Source organism: Streptomyces sp. NPDC001700, assembly GCF_053596435.1.
This window is the reverse complement of sequence record NZ_JBSFGE010000018.1, coordinates 1-13,601: the sequence shown is the minus strand read 5'-3', so window position 1 is coordinate 13,601 and position 13,601 is coordinate 1. Positions and strand designations below refer to the sequence as shown.

Genomic DNA, 13,601 nt, shown 5'->3' with positions numbered 1-13,601 from the left:
AGCGGGACCGATCATGGCATTTACCGATCGCGGCCGCGCTTGAGGGCTCCGTTACTCCAACGGGCCAGTCTCACAGGGCGTCGAGGGGGCATTCGGCCCAGATGACCTTGCCGTCCGGGGTGTGGCGGGTGCCCCAGGCCAGGGCCAGCTGGGCGACGAGGAACAGCCCGCGGCCGTCCTCGTCGGTGATGGCCGCCCGGCGCAGATGCGGGGAGGTGCTGCTGGTGTCGGAGACCTCGCAGATCAGGGTGCGGCCGTGCAGCAGCCGGACCCGGATGGGCCCGCTGCCGTGCCGCAGCGCGTTGGTGACCAGCTCGCTGAGCAGCAGCTCCGTCACGAACGACAGCTCCTCCCGCCCCCAGTCGGCCAGCTGCCGGACGGCGTCGGCCCGGATCTCGCGGACGACGGCCGGGTCAGCGGGCAGTTCCCAGGTGGCGATGCGGTCGGGGGTGAGGGCGTGGGTGCGGGCGACGAGCACGGCGATGTCGTCGCACGGGTGGACGGGGGCCACGTCGTCCAGGACCGCCTGACAGGTGTCCTCGGGGGTGCGGTCCGAGTGGGCGAGGACCTCGCGCAGCCGGTTGAGGGCCACGTCGATGCCCCGGTACCGGTCCTCGATGAGCCCATCGGTGTAGAGCACCAGCCGACTGCCCTCGGGTACGTCGATGTCGGCCGTCTCGAACGGCAGACCGCCCAGGCCCAGCGGGGGCCCGGCGGGCAGTTCGGGAAACGACACGGCGCCGTCGGGGCGGACCAGCGCGGGCGGGGGGTGACCGGCTCGGGCCATGGCGCAGCGCTGCGAGGTCGGGTCGTAGATGACGTACAGGCAGGTCGCGCCGATGATGCCGACCCCGCCGGAGGAGCCCTCGCTGCTCTCCTCCCGGTCCAGGCGCAGCACCAGGTTGTCGAGGTGGGTCAGCACCTCGTCCGGGGGGAAGTCGAGTTCGGCGTAGCTGCGCGCGGCGGTGCGCAGCCGTCCCATGGTGGCGGCGGAGTGCATGCCGTGGCCGACGACGTCGCCGACGACGAGACCGACGCGGGAGCCGGGCAGCGGGATGATGTCGTACCAGTCCCCGCCCACCCGCGACTCGGCGGGCAGATAGCGGTGGGCGACCTCGACGGCGTCCTGACCGGGCACGCCGTGCGGGAGCAGACTGTGCTGCAGGGCCAGGACCATGGTGTGTTCGCGGGTGTAACGCCGGGCGTTGTCCATGGACAGGGCGGCGCGGGTGGCCAGTTCCTGGGCCAGTGAACGGTCGTCGTCCCCGAACGGCGCGGGGTCGAGCGCGCGGTAGAAGCTGACGATGCCCAGCACCGTGCCGCGCGCGACCAGGGGGACGGCGATGAGCGAGCGGACGTGGGACAGCACCCGCGCGGTGTGCTCGGGGTCCTGGATGAGCCAGCCCGCGGCGGTCTTCAGGTCCGGTTCCAGCACCGCCTGCCCGGTGTTCACACAGCGCACCTGGGGCGTGGCCGGGTGGAAGTCGACGCGCTTGCCGATCGGGTAGAAGGGGCAGTCGTCGTGGATGCCGTGGACCACCGCGCGGCGCAGGTCGTACCGGGGGTCGAGGGGTTCGTCGCCGCGCAGTACGGCGTCGGGCAGGTCGATGGTGACGAAGTCGGCCAGCCCCGGGACGGCCGTCTCGGCGAGTTCCTCGGCGGTGCGCCGCACGTCCAGGGTGGTGCCGATGCGCGCGCTGGCCTCGGACAGCAGCTCCATGCGGCGCCGCGCCGCCAGGGCGTACTTCCCCACCTCCGGCTCGCCGACCAGCACCAGCCCGGCCAGTCCGTCGGTGGCGGCGTCCGGGGTCTCGCTTTCCGAGGTCTTGGCCGCTGGCGTCTTGTCGGCTGGGGTCTTGTCTGCCGGGGTCTTGTCTGCCGGGGTCTCGCGCGCCGGGGTTCCCTGTTCGGGCACGCCGCCGGAGAGGCGCGGGACGAGGTGCGACGGCAGGGCGAGGGGCGGCCGCGGCGCGCGGTCGGCGAAGGAGCGGTCGGGGAACAGGGCCTCGACGGCCATGCCCTCCACCCCGGCCGCGCTCGTCATCGGACGGCTCACGAGGGTGACCCGGCGCCCGTCGGACAGGCACACCTCGACGGCGGCCCGCTGCCCGTGCGAGAGCAGCTCGGCCGCCCTCTCCTTGATCATCATCTGGTCGCCCCGGTGCAGCCCCTGTACGAAGGCGTCCACCCCCATGGCGTGCTCGCCGCCCTCTCCGCCCTCGCCGGTCCGCGACGCGCCGCCCGCGTCCAGGTACGCGCGCAGCAGCCCGCGCTCCCGCGTCGAACTCTGCGCCAGCAGCCCCCGTTCGATGGCCTGGGTCGCCCTGCGCAGCACGGCGTCAAGCATCGGATGCCCGGAGCCTCGGGGAAAGGCGAGGCACAGGATGCCGTCGATGCGCCCGCTGAGCGGATCGCGGACGGGGATCGCGCTGCAGCCGTTCGACAGGCCGCGCTCGGCGAAGTGCTCGGCGCCGTAGACCTGGATCAGCCGCCGCTCCGCCAGGGCGAGGCCGATGCCGTTGGTCCCGGCGAACTGCTCGGCGAAGACGAACCCCGGCACCTGCTGGATCGGCGGGAGGGTCCTGGCCCACGCATCGTCACCGAAGCGGCGCTGGAGCACGGTCCCGCTTCCGTCGGCGAGCGCGATGTTCATCGGGCTGCCCAGGAACCGGGACCGCAGCCGGTCGAGCACCGGCCCGGCGGCGCGGACCAGCCGGTCCTCGGGATCGAACTGCCGGTACGGAAGGTCGAAGCCGCCCAGCGGCAGGCCCAGGGAGCGGCAGCGCAGCCACGAGTTCAGGATCAGGGTCCGTACGTCCTCCTGCACCGCCTCCCCCTGGAGGAACTGCTCACGCGAACGCGCGGGCCCGATACCGCCTGTCACGAGCCCCGCCAGGATCGCTGCCTCACCGGCCCGATTCACGCCTCTCCTAGCCATGCGCCGCCATTGGCCCTAAAGGCCACTCTTCGACCATAACGGGTATATACGCCACCGCGACGAGCGGAAGAGAGCATGTGTTCGACGCATCACATACGGTGACCGGCCGCGAGCGGCCGTCACAGCACCGCGACCGGGGTGACGGGTGAGCCCGTCCCCCTTGGAACGTTCAACGGCGCCACGACCAGCAGGAACGTGTGACGCCCCGCCTCGGCGGTGGCGGCGGAGAGCGCTTCGAGATCGAGGTTGTCCAGCAGCGGCACCCCCATCGCGGTCAGGGCGAGCACATGGACCGGAGAGTGCACCCCGTCGACCGGCGAGGGCCGTACGTCGTTGTCGCCGTCCCCGCCGAGCAGCGCGATACCGCGCTCGGCCAGCCAGGGGACGGCGTCCACATGGAGCCCCGCGCTCGCCGCGCCGGTGTCCCAGGCGCCGCGTTCCTCCCGGCGGCGAAGGCTCCCGGAGCGCAGCAGCACCGCGTCCCCCTCGCCGATCGTGACCCGCAGCGCCTCTTCGGCGGCGGCGAGGTCCTCGGCGTGCACTGCCTGTCCCGGCTCCAGCCAGGCGGTCCCCAGGACGGCGGGGAGGTCGAGCAGGACGCCCGTCGTGACGAGCGGCCCGAGCGCGCCGACCGCGCCGTAGTGGGCGCCCGAGGCGTCGATCACCTCATGCGCGGCGCGGCCGCCGTAGAGCCGCCCCCGGTAGGCGGCGTGGCTCAGCGCGTCGAGATGGCTGAGGCCCTTGCCGTGGTAGTCGGCGGCGAGGAAGTCCTTGTGCACGGCGGGCTCCGGTGGCTCCACGTCGCCGAGGTCCGTCATGTGGTGCAGCGGCGGACGGGGGTTGTCCGGTGCGGGCTCCGTGTCCCAGGGGCGGGCCAGCGGGATGGCCGCCCCGGACCGTACGCGGGCGGCGGCTCGCCGCATATGCTCCGGGGTCACCCGGTTCCAGGAACCCCGGTCGGCCGGGGTCCAGCGCCCCCACGCCTGGACCGCCTCGAAGAGCGCGTCGAACTCCTCGCGGGAAACGGCGGGTCCGTTGCTGCTCGTCATCCGTGCTCACCCCGATGGGGTTCGGAACGGCTTCCGTCAAAAGTCTAGAAGTTCCAGACCCGTGCGGCGGCCCGGGGCGACCGGCGTGCGCGCAGGCGGACCCGGCCGCCCCGGGCGGGGACGATGGTCACCGCCACGAGCCGCGCCGGTTCCAGCGGCCCGGCGGGCTCGGGGACGGCGGCCGCGAGGATCTCCCGCAGGACGGTCTCGATCTCCAGCTGGGCCAGCGACACCCCGATGCAGCGCCGCAGACCGCCGCCGAACGGCGTCAGCGCGTACGGCGCCGGGTCCGCGCCGAGGTGGCGCTCCGGCCGGAAGGCGTCCGGTCGCGGCCAGAGCCCGGGGTCGAGGTGGGTGAGCGGGAACAGCGCCGCGACGAACGCGTGCCGGGGCACCGGGTGGCCGCCGAGCTGTGTGTCGTGGGCCGCCGTGCGCATGGCGTTGTAGACGGCGGGGCGCAGTCGGCCGGACTCCTTGACGGTGGCCTTGAGCAGTCGGTCCGAGCCCGCGTCGAGGTCGGCGATCAGGTCGTCGCGGGCGGCGGGGTGGTGGGCGAGCAGATGCAGCGTCCAGGCGATCGTGGTGGCCGTGGTCTCGTAACCGGCCAGGACGAGGCCGGTCAGCTCGTCCAGGAGCTGGGCGTCGTCCAGCCCGGCCCCGTGGTCGTCGCGGGCGTCCAGCAGCATGGACAGCACGTCGTCGCGGTCGGCGCGGTCGGGCGCGGCCCGGCGCGCGGCGATCTCCTCGCGGGTCAGCTGCCGGACGGCGGCGCGGAGCCGGTGGAAGCGGCCGCCCGGCGAGAGCGGCCCGAGATCGCGCCGCAGCGGCCCCGGCAGGAACAGGACGGCGAGGTTGCCCATGTCGACGAACGCGTTCAGCGCGTGGCGGAAGGCGGCGATCCGGGCCGGGTCCGTCAGGCCGAAGACGACGCGCAGGATGACGTCGAGCGTGAGCCGCTGTGCCCATGGCCGCACGGGCACGCCGTCGCCGCCCAGCAGCTCGGGCAGCCCGGTGTGCACCAACTCCCGCACGCGCTGCGCCCAGCCGGTGATCCGCTCCCCGTGGAAGGGGGGCAGCAGCAGCTTGCGGTGGGTGAGGTGCAGGGGTGGCGGTGTGCAGATCAGCGATCCGGCTCCGATCGCGGGCGCCAGCAGGGCGGCGGCGTCTCCGCCGGTGAACCGCTGGTGGTCGGTCAGCACCGCCCGGTTGGCCGCGGCGTCGGCCGCGCAGACCAGGGCACCCCGGTACGGGAAGACGCGGAGCGAGAAGACCGGCCCGAACTTCCGGCGCAGGGTGCGGGTGTAGCCCTGCGGATCGCGGAGCATCCGCGCCGTCTGTACGGGCCGTGGCGCGCGGGCGGCCGGTGGGAAGAGGCGGGGGTCCCACGGCGGCTCGCGGGTGAACGCGTCGCTCATGGCTGCCAGGGCCCGTCGGGGTCGTCGTAGGCGGCGGCGTATCCCTCGGTGGCGATGGGCGCCTGGAGGATGTGGTCCGGGACGGCGAACGCCTCCACGAGAGCGGGCGCGTGGGGCGCCAGCCCGGCGGCGACGCGGTCGACGGCGTCGTCGGCGAGGTCGCGGACCGCGTCGGCGGTGAGGTGCCCGTCCGCCAGCAGCAGCCCCGCGTGCGGGGCGAGGCGCTGCAGGGCGAAGAGCTGGAAGAGCCGCTCCAGCAGGCTCCGCGTGGCGTCGTCGGCGACGCGGTCGGCGGCGGCCAGGAACGCCTCGGCCGCGCGCCGGGCGGCGTAGGCGTCGACGAGGTCGAGGGCCGGGTTCACCGCCTGGTTCCAGCGGTCCAGCGGGCCGTCGCTGGACCGGGTGAGCCGGTTGCGGGCGTGCTGGAGGCAGCGCAGCTCGTGCCGTACGAGCAGGTCCAGCAGCAGCGCGCGGTCGGTGAGCGGGCTGGTCAAGCTGGACGGGGCGGCGGGGGCCGGGGGCGGGCTGTAGCCGCGCCCGGTCAGCATGTCGGCGGCGGCCTTCGTCCAGATGACCAGGTTGTCGCCTTCGGCCGTGATGGTGGACTCGATCGGCGTGATGAGGTCGACGATGCGGTTGGCCGACAACAGCCCCTGGGCACCGCAGCGCTCCCGGCACTCGATCGCGATCTCCCTGGCCTGCCAGGTGATCCAGCCCTTGGCCGCCGCGACGAGCACCTCCGCCTCGGCCGACTCGGGGTCGCCCGGGCCCGTACAGCCGCGGGTGGCTTCGCGCAGCAGGAACGTCGCCGCGTAGGCGCGGGCCGCCGCCCCGAGCAGCCGGGTCTGGTGGCAGCGGTAGGCGAAGAGCGGGACACCGGTGCGGCTGGCCGGGGCGAAGGTGTGCCGCCGATGGGCGTACCGCATGGCGACGGTGAGGCCCGCCCGGGCCCCGCCCAGCGCCGCCGCGGCCAGGCAGAGCTTGCCGGTGGTGACGCGCTGGATGGACCGCAGGAACCGGCGGCGCCGACTGCCGAGCGCGCTGCGGAAGGCGCCTTCGGCGGTCAGGTCCGCGTGGTCCCCGGCCAGCAGCGCCGTACGCTCCAGGACGACCTGGTCGAACGAGGTGATGGCGTGGTCGACGGCTGAACCGGGCGTCTCCGAGAGGGGGCGTATCCGGATGCCGGGCAGCGGGCCGTGCTCATCGCGCAGCGGCACGAGGAACAGGAACACGCCGCAGTCCTGGTCGCGGACGATCAGCCGGGCCGCGACCAGACCGCTCTTGCGGCCCCCGGCGGGGCCGGTGTTGGGCATGAACTTCTGGGCACCGGCCGATGGGGTGTGCAGCACGAAGGTGTCGGCCTCCGGCTGGTGGACCGCCGTGGTCTCCAGCTCGGCGGCGTTGTTCCCGTAGCCCAGCTCGGTGATCAGAACGGTGCCGTACCGGTGGAGCCGGGTGAACGGTGACAGGTCCACGGTGCGGCGGGGGTCGAGGCGGAGGAGGCTGCCGAGAAACAGGTTGTAGTGGATGGTCGCCAGCGTGGTCAGCGATCCGTCGACCGCTCCCAGCCACTCGTGCAGCGACACCAGCCGGTCCGTCGCCGTGACCAAGTCCTCGACGGATTCGATTCCTTCATTGACGATCCGCAAACGCTCATAAGCCAGTTCCGAACGCTCCGACACCGACAATCCGTCGCGGTAACGGAAAATGTCCCGCCGGAAATGCTCCGTCCAGGGTCTGTGCAGATCGTCGAATCGCCCGTCGAAAAGCACCTCGGTCAGCTGCGAGACCTGTGCCCGGCCCGCCAGAACGGCAGTGCCCATCTCCGCCCTCTCCCCCCGTCCGCCCCGTGACCCCCGCCCATCGCGGATTCAGCTCACAGTGCGCCGAAGAGCAGATGGCTCGCGCTGTTGGCCGGGTCCTCGTCGCGGTAGAACTGCGCGACAGCGGTCATCAGCTGGTCCTTCGTCAGCTGCCCGCTCTGCTCGGCCAGCCGGTCGAAGGCCGCCCCGGCCTCCGCCTCGGGGACACCGACCGCCGCGATGACCGCGACGAAGTCGTCCTTGCCGACCAGGCCGTCGTCATCCCGGTCGGCGAGGTGGAAACCGGCCCGGTAGAGCGGGCCGATCAGCATGTCGAAGTGGTCGCTCACCTGGCCGAGGGCCTGGCTGAACTCGCCCTTGTCGATGCGGCCGTCGCCATCGGCGTCCGCGGTCTCGCGCAGCGCCCGCCAGTACGTCATCAGCGCGTCGGCGTACTCCTTGCCCTTGGGCGCCGTGCGCTTTTCGTCGACGGCGGCCAGAACGCGGCTGCCCATCAGTTCGAAGTCGTCTTCGGCGATCACGCCGTCGCCATTGGCGTCCAACAAGGCGAACAGCTTTTCGTACTTCTGGTCCAGTAGCGCGCCCATAAGGTCCCCACCCTCCAGTGCCGACACTTCGCCGTGCCTCGAATATTTTCCGAAGCGCATGAAAGATTACCGAGAGCGGCCAGGAGGATGAGACCGTTGTGGATTCTCTTTCGAGTGAAAAGCGCGTCTCGTGCGTGACGTAACGACGTGGCGTCAGGCGTCTCGGCGGCGTACGGCCCACCAGCCCGCGAGGAGCGCGGCGGCCACCCACAGCGCCATCACCGCGAGACCCGCCCAGGGGCCGAGGTCTCCCATCGGGTCCTGGTACAGCACCTGTTGTCCGGCGCGGTCCGGCAGATAGTCGGCGACTCCCCCGGCGATGTCCCCGACCACGAAGCCCACGATCAGGATGAACGGGATGAGCAGGCTCAGCACCGCGGTGGCGCTGCGCAGCAGGAAGGTCAGCCCCGCGGCGAACAGGGCGATCAGGGCGAGATACACGCCCGCGCCGACGCAGGCCCGCAGTGCTCCCGGTTCACCGAGACCGATGGCGTCCTCGCCCAGGAACACCTGGCCCGCGAAGAAGCTGGCGAAGGCGGTGACGAGCCCCACGGCGAGCCCGGCGCCCGCCACGGCCGCCGTCTTGGCCGCGTAGAAGAGGCCCCGGCGCGGTACGGCCCACAGGGAGATCCGCAGGGCGGCGTTCGCGTATTCGGAGGAGACGGCGGTGGCGCCGAAGGCGATGGCGGCGATCTGCGCGAAGTTGATCGCGTAGAACGCGTCGAAGACACGGTCCTCGGAGTCGTCCAGCTCTGCCCGGCCGACGGTGGCGAAGGCCAGCACGGTGATGGCCAGCGTGGCGGCGAAGACCGCGATGAGTGAGCCGAAGCTCGCCCGGATGGATCTGATCTTGATCCACTCGGAGTGCAGCACAGCTGTGACGGACATGGTCGGGTCTCCTGTCAGGTGGTCGGGGAAGCGGGAACGGCGGCGGTGAACTCCGCCTCGTCGGCGGTGAGGGCGAGATAGGCCTGTTCCAGCGAGGCGCGCTCATCGGCGAGTTGGAATACCGGGATGCCTTCGCGGGCGGCGACGGCCCCGATCTCCTCGGCCTTGGCGCCGTCGACCACCCAGCCGCCGTCCTCGCCTTCCAGCACGGTGTGTCCGCGCGCCACCAGCGTGGCTCTCAGCCGGATCGGGTCGCTGGTGCGCACCCGTACCCGCGCCTGGCTGTGCTGTTCGATGAAGTCGCGCATGGACACATCGGCCAGGAGCCGCCCCCGGGCGAGGACGACGAGGTGATCGGCATACGTCGCGGTCTCGTTCATCAGATGGCTGGAGACCAGGACCGTGCGGCCCTCCTCGGCGAGTCGGCGCAGCAACTGGCGGATCCAGACGATCCCTTCCGGGTCGAGGCCGTTGGCGGGCTCGTCCAGCAGGAGTACGGGCGGGTCGCCGAGGAGCGCGGTGGCGATGCCGAGGCGCTGGCGCATGCCCAGCGAGAAGGTCTTGATACGGCGGCCCGCCACGGTGCCGAGACCGGTCTCCTCCAGCACCTCGTCCACGCGGCGGACCGGGAGGCGGTTGCTGACGGCGAGGCAGCGCAGATGGTCGCGGGCGGTCCGGGAGCCGTGGGCCGCCTGTGCGTCGAGCAGGGCCCCGGCGGTGCGCAGGGGTTCGCGCAGGGTCGCGTACGGGCGGCCGCCGATGGTGGCGGTGCCGGAGGTGGGGTGGTCGAGGCCGAGGATGAGGCGCATGGTGCTGGACTTGCCCGCGCCGTTGGGGCCGAGGAACCCGGTGACCCGGCCCGGTTCGACGCTCAGCGTGAGCCGGTCGACGGCCCGGGTGCTGCCGTACTCCTTCGTCAGGTCATGTACGTCGATGCTGGTCATGGCTTCAGCCTGGCCGTACGGCCCGGGGGCGGGCATCCCCCGCCGGAGGAGACCGGCTCCCCCGCGCGGGGGAGCCGCCGCGCCGCCCGCTCTGCCACGATGACGGCATGCCAGGCCTCCTGCTGCCGCTGACGTGTGCGGTCACGTACACCCGCTGGCTTCACCTGCTGGTGGGGTCGATCGTGCCGTTCCTCTGCGCCATGATCTATCCGGGGCTGGTCCGTCCGTCGCCGTCCGACTGGGCGCTGATCGCGGTCCTGCCGGTCCCCCTGGTCCTGGCGGCGGCCATGGTGCCCGAAACGCGCCGCGCGGAGGGGCTGCAGGCGCGGATGATGCTGTTTCCCGGGCCGCACGCACGGGTGCGCGGCGACGGGGACCCGGGAGTGTCCGCCGCTCCGTCCGCCTCGTGGAGCGACCGGGCCAGAACCGGTGTGTGGCTGGTGCTGCGGCTGGAGGCAGGGCTCGCCGTGGCGCTGGTGACGGGGCAGTTGATGGCCCTGACCCTGTCGCTCGTGGGGGCGGCGGCCGGGGATCCCGAGGTGGGCGACTCGGCGTTGCTGCGGTCGGGTACGGGCTGGGTGTACGCCCTGCTGGTGCCGGTGCCCCTGCTGGTGCTGGTCGCGCTGGCCGCTGGGGCGGGCGCCCTCATGGCCACCGTCGCCCCACGGCTGCTCGGCCCATCGGCCAGAGAGCGCCTGGCCGAGCTGGAGGAACGTACCGAGCGGCTGCTCGAACGCAACCGCATCGCCCGGGAGTTGCACGATTCCCTCGGCCACGCCCTCACCCTGGCCGTGGTCCAGGCGGGCGCCGCCCGGGCGGCCCGCGACCCGGAGTTCACCGACCGGGCGCTGGAGACCATCGAGGAGTCGGGCCGGGCCGCGCTGGAGGATCTGGAACGCGTCCTGATGGTCCTGCGCGAAACGGCACCCCCGCCCGGCGCCCGGCCCGCCCTCGGCGACGCGGACCGTCTGCTGGAGTCGGCCCGGTCCTCGGGGGCGCGGATCGACGCCGAGGTGACCGGTCCGCTGGAGCGGGTGCCGGGTCCGGTGTCCCGCGAGGGCTACCGGATCCTGCAGGAGGCGCTGACCAACGTCCTGCGGCACGCGGGCCCCGTCCCCGTCCGCGTCCGCATCGCCGTGGACGAGGCGCGGCTGCGGCTGGAGGTGCGCAATCCGCTGAGCGCGGCGGCAGCGGCGGCCGTCACGGGCCGTGGCAGTGGGCTGCGCGGCATCCGCGAGCGCGCGGCGCTGCTCGGCGGCGAGGCGCGCACGGAGCGGGACGGCGGCCAGTGGCTGGTCCGCGTCGATCTGCCGGTGCGGTGATCAAGACGCCCTCTATGCTGACCGGATGCTCACCGTTCTCCTGGTCGACGACGAACCTCTGGTGAGGGCGGGCCTGCGCGCCGTACTGGAGGCGCAGCCGGACATCGAGGTGGTGGGCGAGGCGGCCGACGGCGCCGCCGTGATCCCCCTGGTGCGGCGACTGCGCCCCGATGTCATCGCCATGGACGTACGCATGCCGCTGATGGACGGCATCGAGGCCACCCGCACCGTCCTGCGCACGGTCCCGGACCCGCCGAAGATCATCGTGGTGACGACCTTCGAGAACGACGAGTACGTGTACGGGGCGCTGCGCGCGGGCGCCGACGGGTTCCTGCTCAAGCGCGCCCGCCCGGCGGAGATCGTGCACGCCATACGGCTGGTGGCCGAGGGCGACTCCCTGCTGTTCCCGGCGGCGGTGCGCCAACTGGCCGCCGCGTACGGCGAAACCCACGGCAGCGCCGAGGGCCGCGCCGCCCTGGAGCGCGCCGCGCTGACCGAGCGGGAGGGGGACGTGCTGCGCCTCGTGGCACGCGGGCTGTCGAACGCGGAGATCGCGGCGCGCCTGGTGGTGGGCACCGAGACGGTCAAGTCGCATATGAGTTCCGTCCTGGCGAAACTCGGCGCGCGGGACCGCACCCAGGCGGTCATCGCCGCGTACGAATCGGGCTTCGTCTCCCCGGGCCGATGACCCGGCGGCCGGGGCCGACTAGCCGCCGGCCTCGGGCGAGGTGAGACCGGCCAGCGACAGCCGCATGCCGCGGTGGAAGTGGGCGTCCCAGTCGTCCTCGTCGAGGAGCGGGAAGTGGCCTGCGAGGGTGGGGTACGCGTCGATACGGGCGCGGAGGTGGGCGTCCACGGCCGAGCGGGTGGCCGCCTCGTCGGTGCGCTCGCGCCACACCGCCTCGGAGGAGGCGGAGCCGATCACATAGTGGGTGATCGTGGCCGCGGCGGACGAGAGGTGCACCCCCTCGAAGCCGCCGGTGGCAAGCGCGGTGTAGGCGAACTCCGAGCAGCGCAGGGCGTGGGGGCCCATGAGAGGCCGGGAGCTGGCCAGGGCGGCGGCCCAGGGGTGCCGCAGCAGGACGGAACGCAGCCCGGTCATGAACGCCTCGACGTCCGCCAGCCAGGAGGCACCGTGCCCCTCGGGGACGTCGAGTTCGGCGAAGACCGCGTCGAGAGCCAGGTCGAGGACGTCGTCCTTGGTAGCCACATGCCAGTAGAGGCTGGTCGCATGGGCACCGAGCCGCTCCGCGAGCCGACGCATGCTCAGTTTCTGCGCGCCGTCGCGGTCCAGTAGCTCCACAGCGGTGGCGATGATCCGCTCGTGCGACAGCTGAGGCCGTGTGCGGGAGGTCTTTCCCGCGCGGAACCAGAACGATCCCGGTGCGTTCTCCAGCGGCTTCTTCCGCGCCGGTGGGCGATCCTGGTGGCGCTGTGCGCCGCCCTTCTCGTGATCGTCGTCGACAACACGGTTCTGCATGTCGCGGTGCCGGCCGTCGGCGACGCCTTCGAGGCCTCAACAGGGCAGTTACAGGCGGTGATCGACGCCTATGTCGTCGTCTTCGCCGGGCTCCTCATCACCGCGGGGGTGCTCTCCGACCGCTACGGCAGGCGGCGCACCGTCGTCGTGGGGCTGCTGGTCTTCGGCCTGGCGTCGGCGCTCGCGGCGGCGGCCCCCACGATGGGGTGGCTCATCGCGATGCGGGCCCTCATGGGCGTCGGCGCGGCGCTGGTGATGCCCGCGACGCTCGCGGTCCTCGTCGCGGTGTTCCCCGCGGAGGAGCGCCCGCGGGCCTTCGCGGTGTGGAGCGCGGTCGCGTCCGTGGGCATGGCCGCCGGGCCCCTGCTCGGTGGGGCGCTGGTCGACGCGTGGAGCTGGGCGGGGGTCTTCCTGATCAACATTCCCGTCGTGGCGGTGGCCCTGGTGGGGGTCGTACGGCTGGTGCCCGAGACGCGGGCCGGGGACGGGCGGCGACTGGACCTGCCCGGCACCGATGGTCGATCTACGGCTGTACCGGGACCGGAGGTTTTCCGGGGCGAGCTTCGCGGTGGCGGTGATGACGGTCGCGACGGGCAGCACCCTCTTCATCCTGAGCCAGCATCTTCAACTGGTGCTGGGCTACATCGTGTTCGAGACCGGGCTGGCGGCCGTGCCGCTCGTGGCGGGGGTGGCAAGCAGTTGTTGTGAGTGTGTCTGAGTGCGTTCTGGCGTGTGTGAGTGAGTGTCCGGGCTGTGGACTGCGCGATTCCAGAGGAGGGAACGGAAGTTCTCAGATCGAAAGGGTGACCTTTTCGCGGGTGTGGTCGTTGGGTGGGTGATGGGTGTGTTGCCGCCGGGCTCGCGGAACGGGAGGGTGCGGGGTGGGTGTGCTGCGTGAGCTGTCGGCGCCGTTCGTCGTCCCCGGTCCGTCCGGTGTCGCGATCCGTACGCGGATCAAGGGCCTGACCGCGAGGGACGAAGAGGCTCTGCGGCTGGTCGGCGCGCATCTTGGGACCTTGGCTGCGCGCGACCTGAAGCGGCGCTGTGCCGAGGGGCTGGAGCACTCCGCGGACTCGTGGGCGGCGCGTAAGCGCGCTGTGACCGGGGATTCCTCGTCGCGGTGGGCGGGCAGTATCACCAAGGCCACGCACGACC

The 13,601-nt window shown here is 72.7% G+C and carries 11 protein-coding genes and 1 pseudogene; 4 read left to right on the top strand and 8 right to left on the bottom strand.

Going from position 1 to position 13,601, the window contains the following annotated elements; translation table 11 throughout:
* Positions 1 to 70 precede the first annotated feature (70 nt).
* From ACWC5C_RS29005 to ACWC5C_RS28975, 7 genes are all read right to left on the bottom strand, one after another.
* Positions 71 to 2,938: a SpoIIE family protein phosphatase gene (locus tag ACWC5C_RS29005; RefSeq protein ID WP_450880082.1), complete on the bottom strand. Its 2,868-nt coding sequence runs from the start codon at positions 2,936 to 2,938 to the stop codon at positions 71 to 73.
* Positions 2,939 to 3,057: 119 nt separating this feature from the next.
* Positions 3,058 to 3,987: a cyclase family protein gene (locus tag ACWC5C_RS29000; RefSeq protein WP_450880080.1), complete on the bottom strand. Its 930-nt coding sequence runs from the start codon at positions 3,985 to 3,987 to the stop codon at positions 3,058 to 3,060.
* A gap of 44 nt (positions 3,988 to 4,031) precedes the next feature.
* A complete protein-coding gene (locus ACWC5C_RS28995) occupies positions 4,032 to 5,402 on the bottom strand; it encodes a cytochrome P450 (protein ID WP_450880078.1) in 1,371 nt (456 codons plus the stop codon).
* On the bottom strand, positions 5,399 to 7,225 hold the full coding sequence (locus ACWC5C_RS28990) for an acyl-CoA dehydrogenase family protein (protein WP_450880076.1): 1,827 nt from the start codon (positions 7,223 to 7,225) through the stop codon (positions 5,399 to 5,401). The genes ACWC5C_RS28995 and ACWC5C_RS28990 overlap by 4 nt, the downstream gene beginning before the upstream one ends.
* Before the next feature lie 53 nt (positions 7,226 to 7,278).
* A complete protein-coding gene (locus ACWC5C_RS28985; protein WP_450880074.1) occupies positions 7,279 to 7,812 on the bottom strand; it encodes an EF-hand domain-containing protein in 534 nt (177 codons plus the stop codon).
* A 153-nt stretch (positions 7,813 to 7,965) separates the two neighbouring features.
* A complete protein-coding gene (locus ACWC5C_RS28980; protein WP_450880072.1) occupies positions 7,966 to 8,700 on the bottom strand; it encodes an ABC transporter permease in 735 nt (244 codons plus the stop codon).
* Positions 8,701 to 8,714: 14 nt separating this feature from the next.
* Positions 8,715 to 9,644 (bottom strand): ABC transporter ATP-binding protein, encoded by a 930-nt coding sequence (locus ACWC5C_RS28975; protein ID WP_450880070.1) that lies wholly within the window; start codon positions 9,642 to 9,644, stop codon positions 8,715 to 8,717.
* A 107-nt stretch (positions 9,645 to 9,751) separates the two neighbouring features.
* On the opposite strand from ACWC5C_RS28975, the gene ACWC5C_RS28970 reads away from it, so the two are divergent.
* Together ACWC5C_RS28970 and ACWC5C_RS28965 are read left to right on the top strand one after the other, a co-directional pair.
* The gene (locus ACWC5C_RS28970; RefSeq protein WP_450880068.1) at positions 9,752 to 10,966 is read left to right on the top strand and encodes a sensor histidine kinase; all 1,215 of its coding nucleotides are present in this window, start codon (positions 9,752 to 9,754) and stop codon (positions 10,964 to 10,966) included.
* A 25-nt stretch (positions 10,967 to 10,991) separates the two neighbouring features.
* The gene (locus tag ACWC5C_RS28965; RefSeq protein ID WP_450880066.1) at positions 10,992 to 11,654 is read left to right on the top strand and encodes a response regulator transcription factor; all 663 of its coding nucleotides are present in this window, start codon (positions 10,992 to 10,994) and stop codon (positions 11,652 to 11,654) included.
* An 18-nt stretch (positions 11,655 to 11,672) separates the two neighbouring features.
* On the opposite strand, the gene ACWC5C_RS28960 is transcribed toward ACWC5C_RS28965, so the two are convergent.
* Positions 11,673 to 12,446, bottom strand: a complete 774-nt coding sequence (locus tag ACWC5C_RS28960; RefSeq protein ID WP_450880064.1) for a TetR/AcrR family transcriptional regulator — start codon at positions 12,444 to 12,446, stop codon at positions 11,673 to 11,675.
* On the opposite strand from ACWC5C_RS28960, the gene ACWC5C_RS28955 reads away from it, so the two are divergent.
* The gene (locus ACWC5C_RS28955; RefSeq protein ID WP_450880062.1) at positions 12,417 to 13,154 is read left to right on the top strand and encodes an MFS transporter; all 738 of its coding nucleotides are present in this window, start codon (positions 12,417 to 12,419) and stop codon (positions 13,152 to 13,154) included. The genes ACWC5C_RS28960 and ACWC5C_RS28955 overlap by 30 nt on opposite strands.
* 173 nt (positions 13,155 to 13,327) lie before the next feature.
* Positions 13,328 to 13,601 (top strand): annotated as a pseudogene (locus ACWC5C_RS28950) (IS200/IS605 family accessory protein TnpB-related protein); the annotation flags it as partial.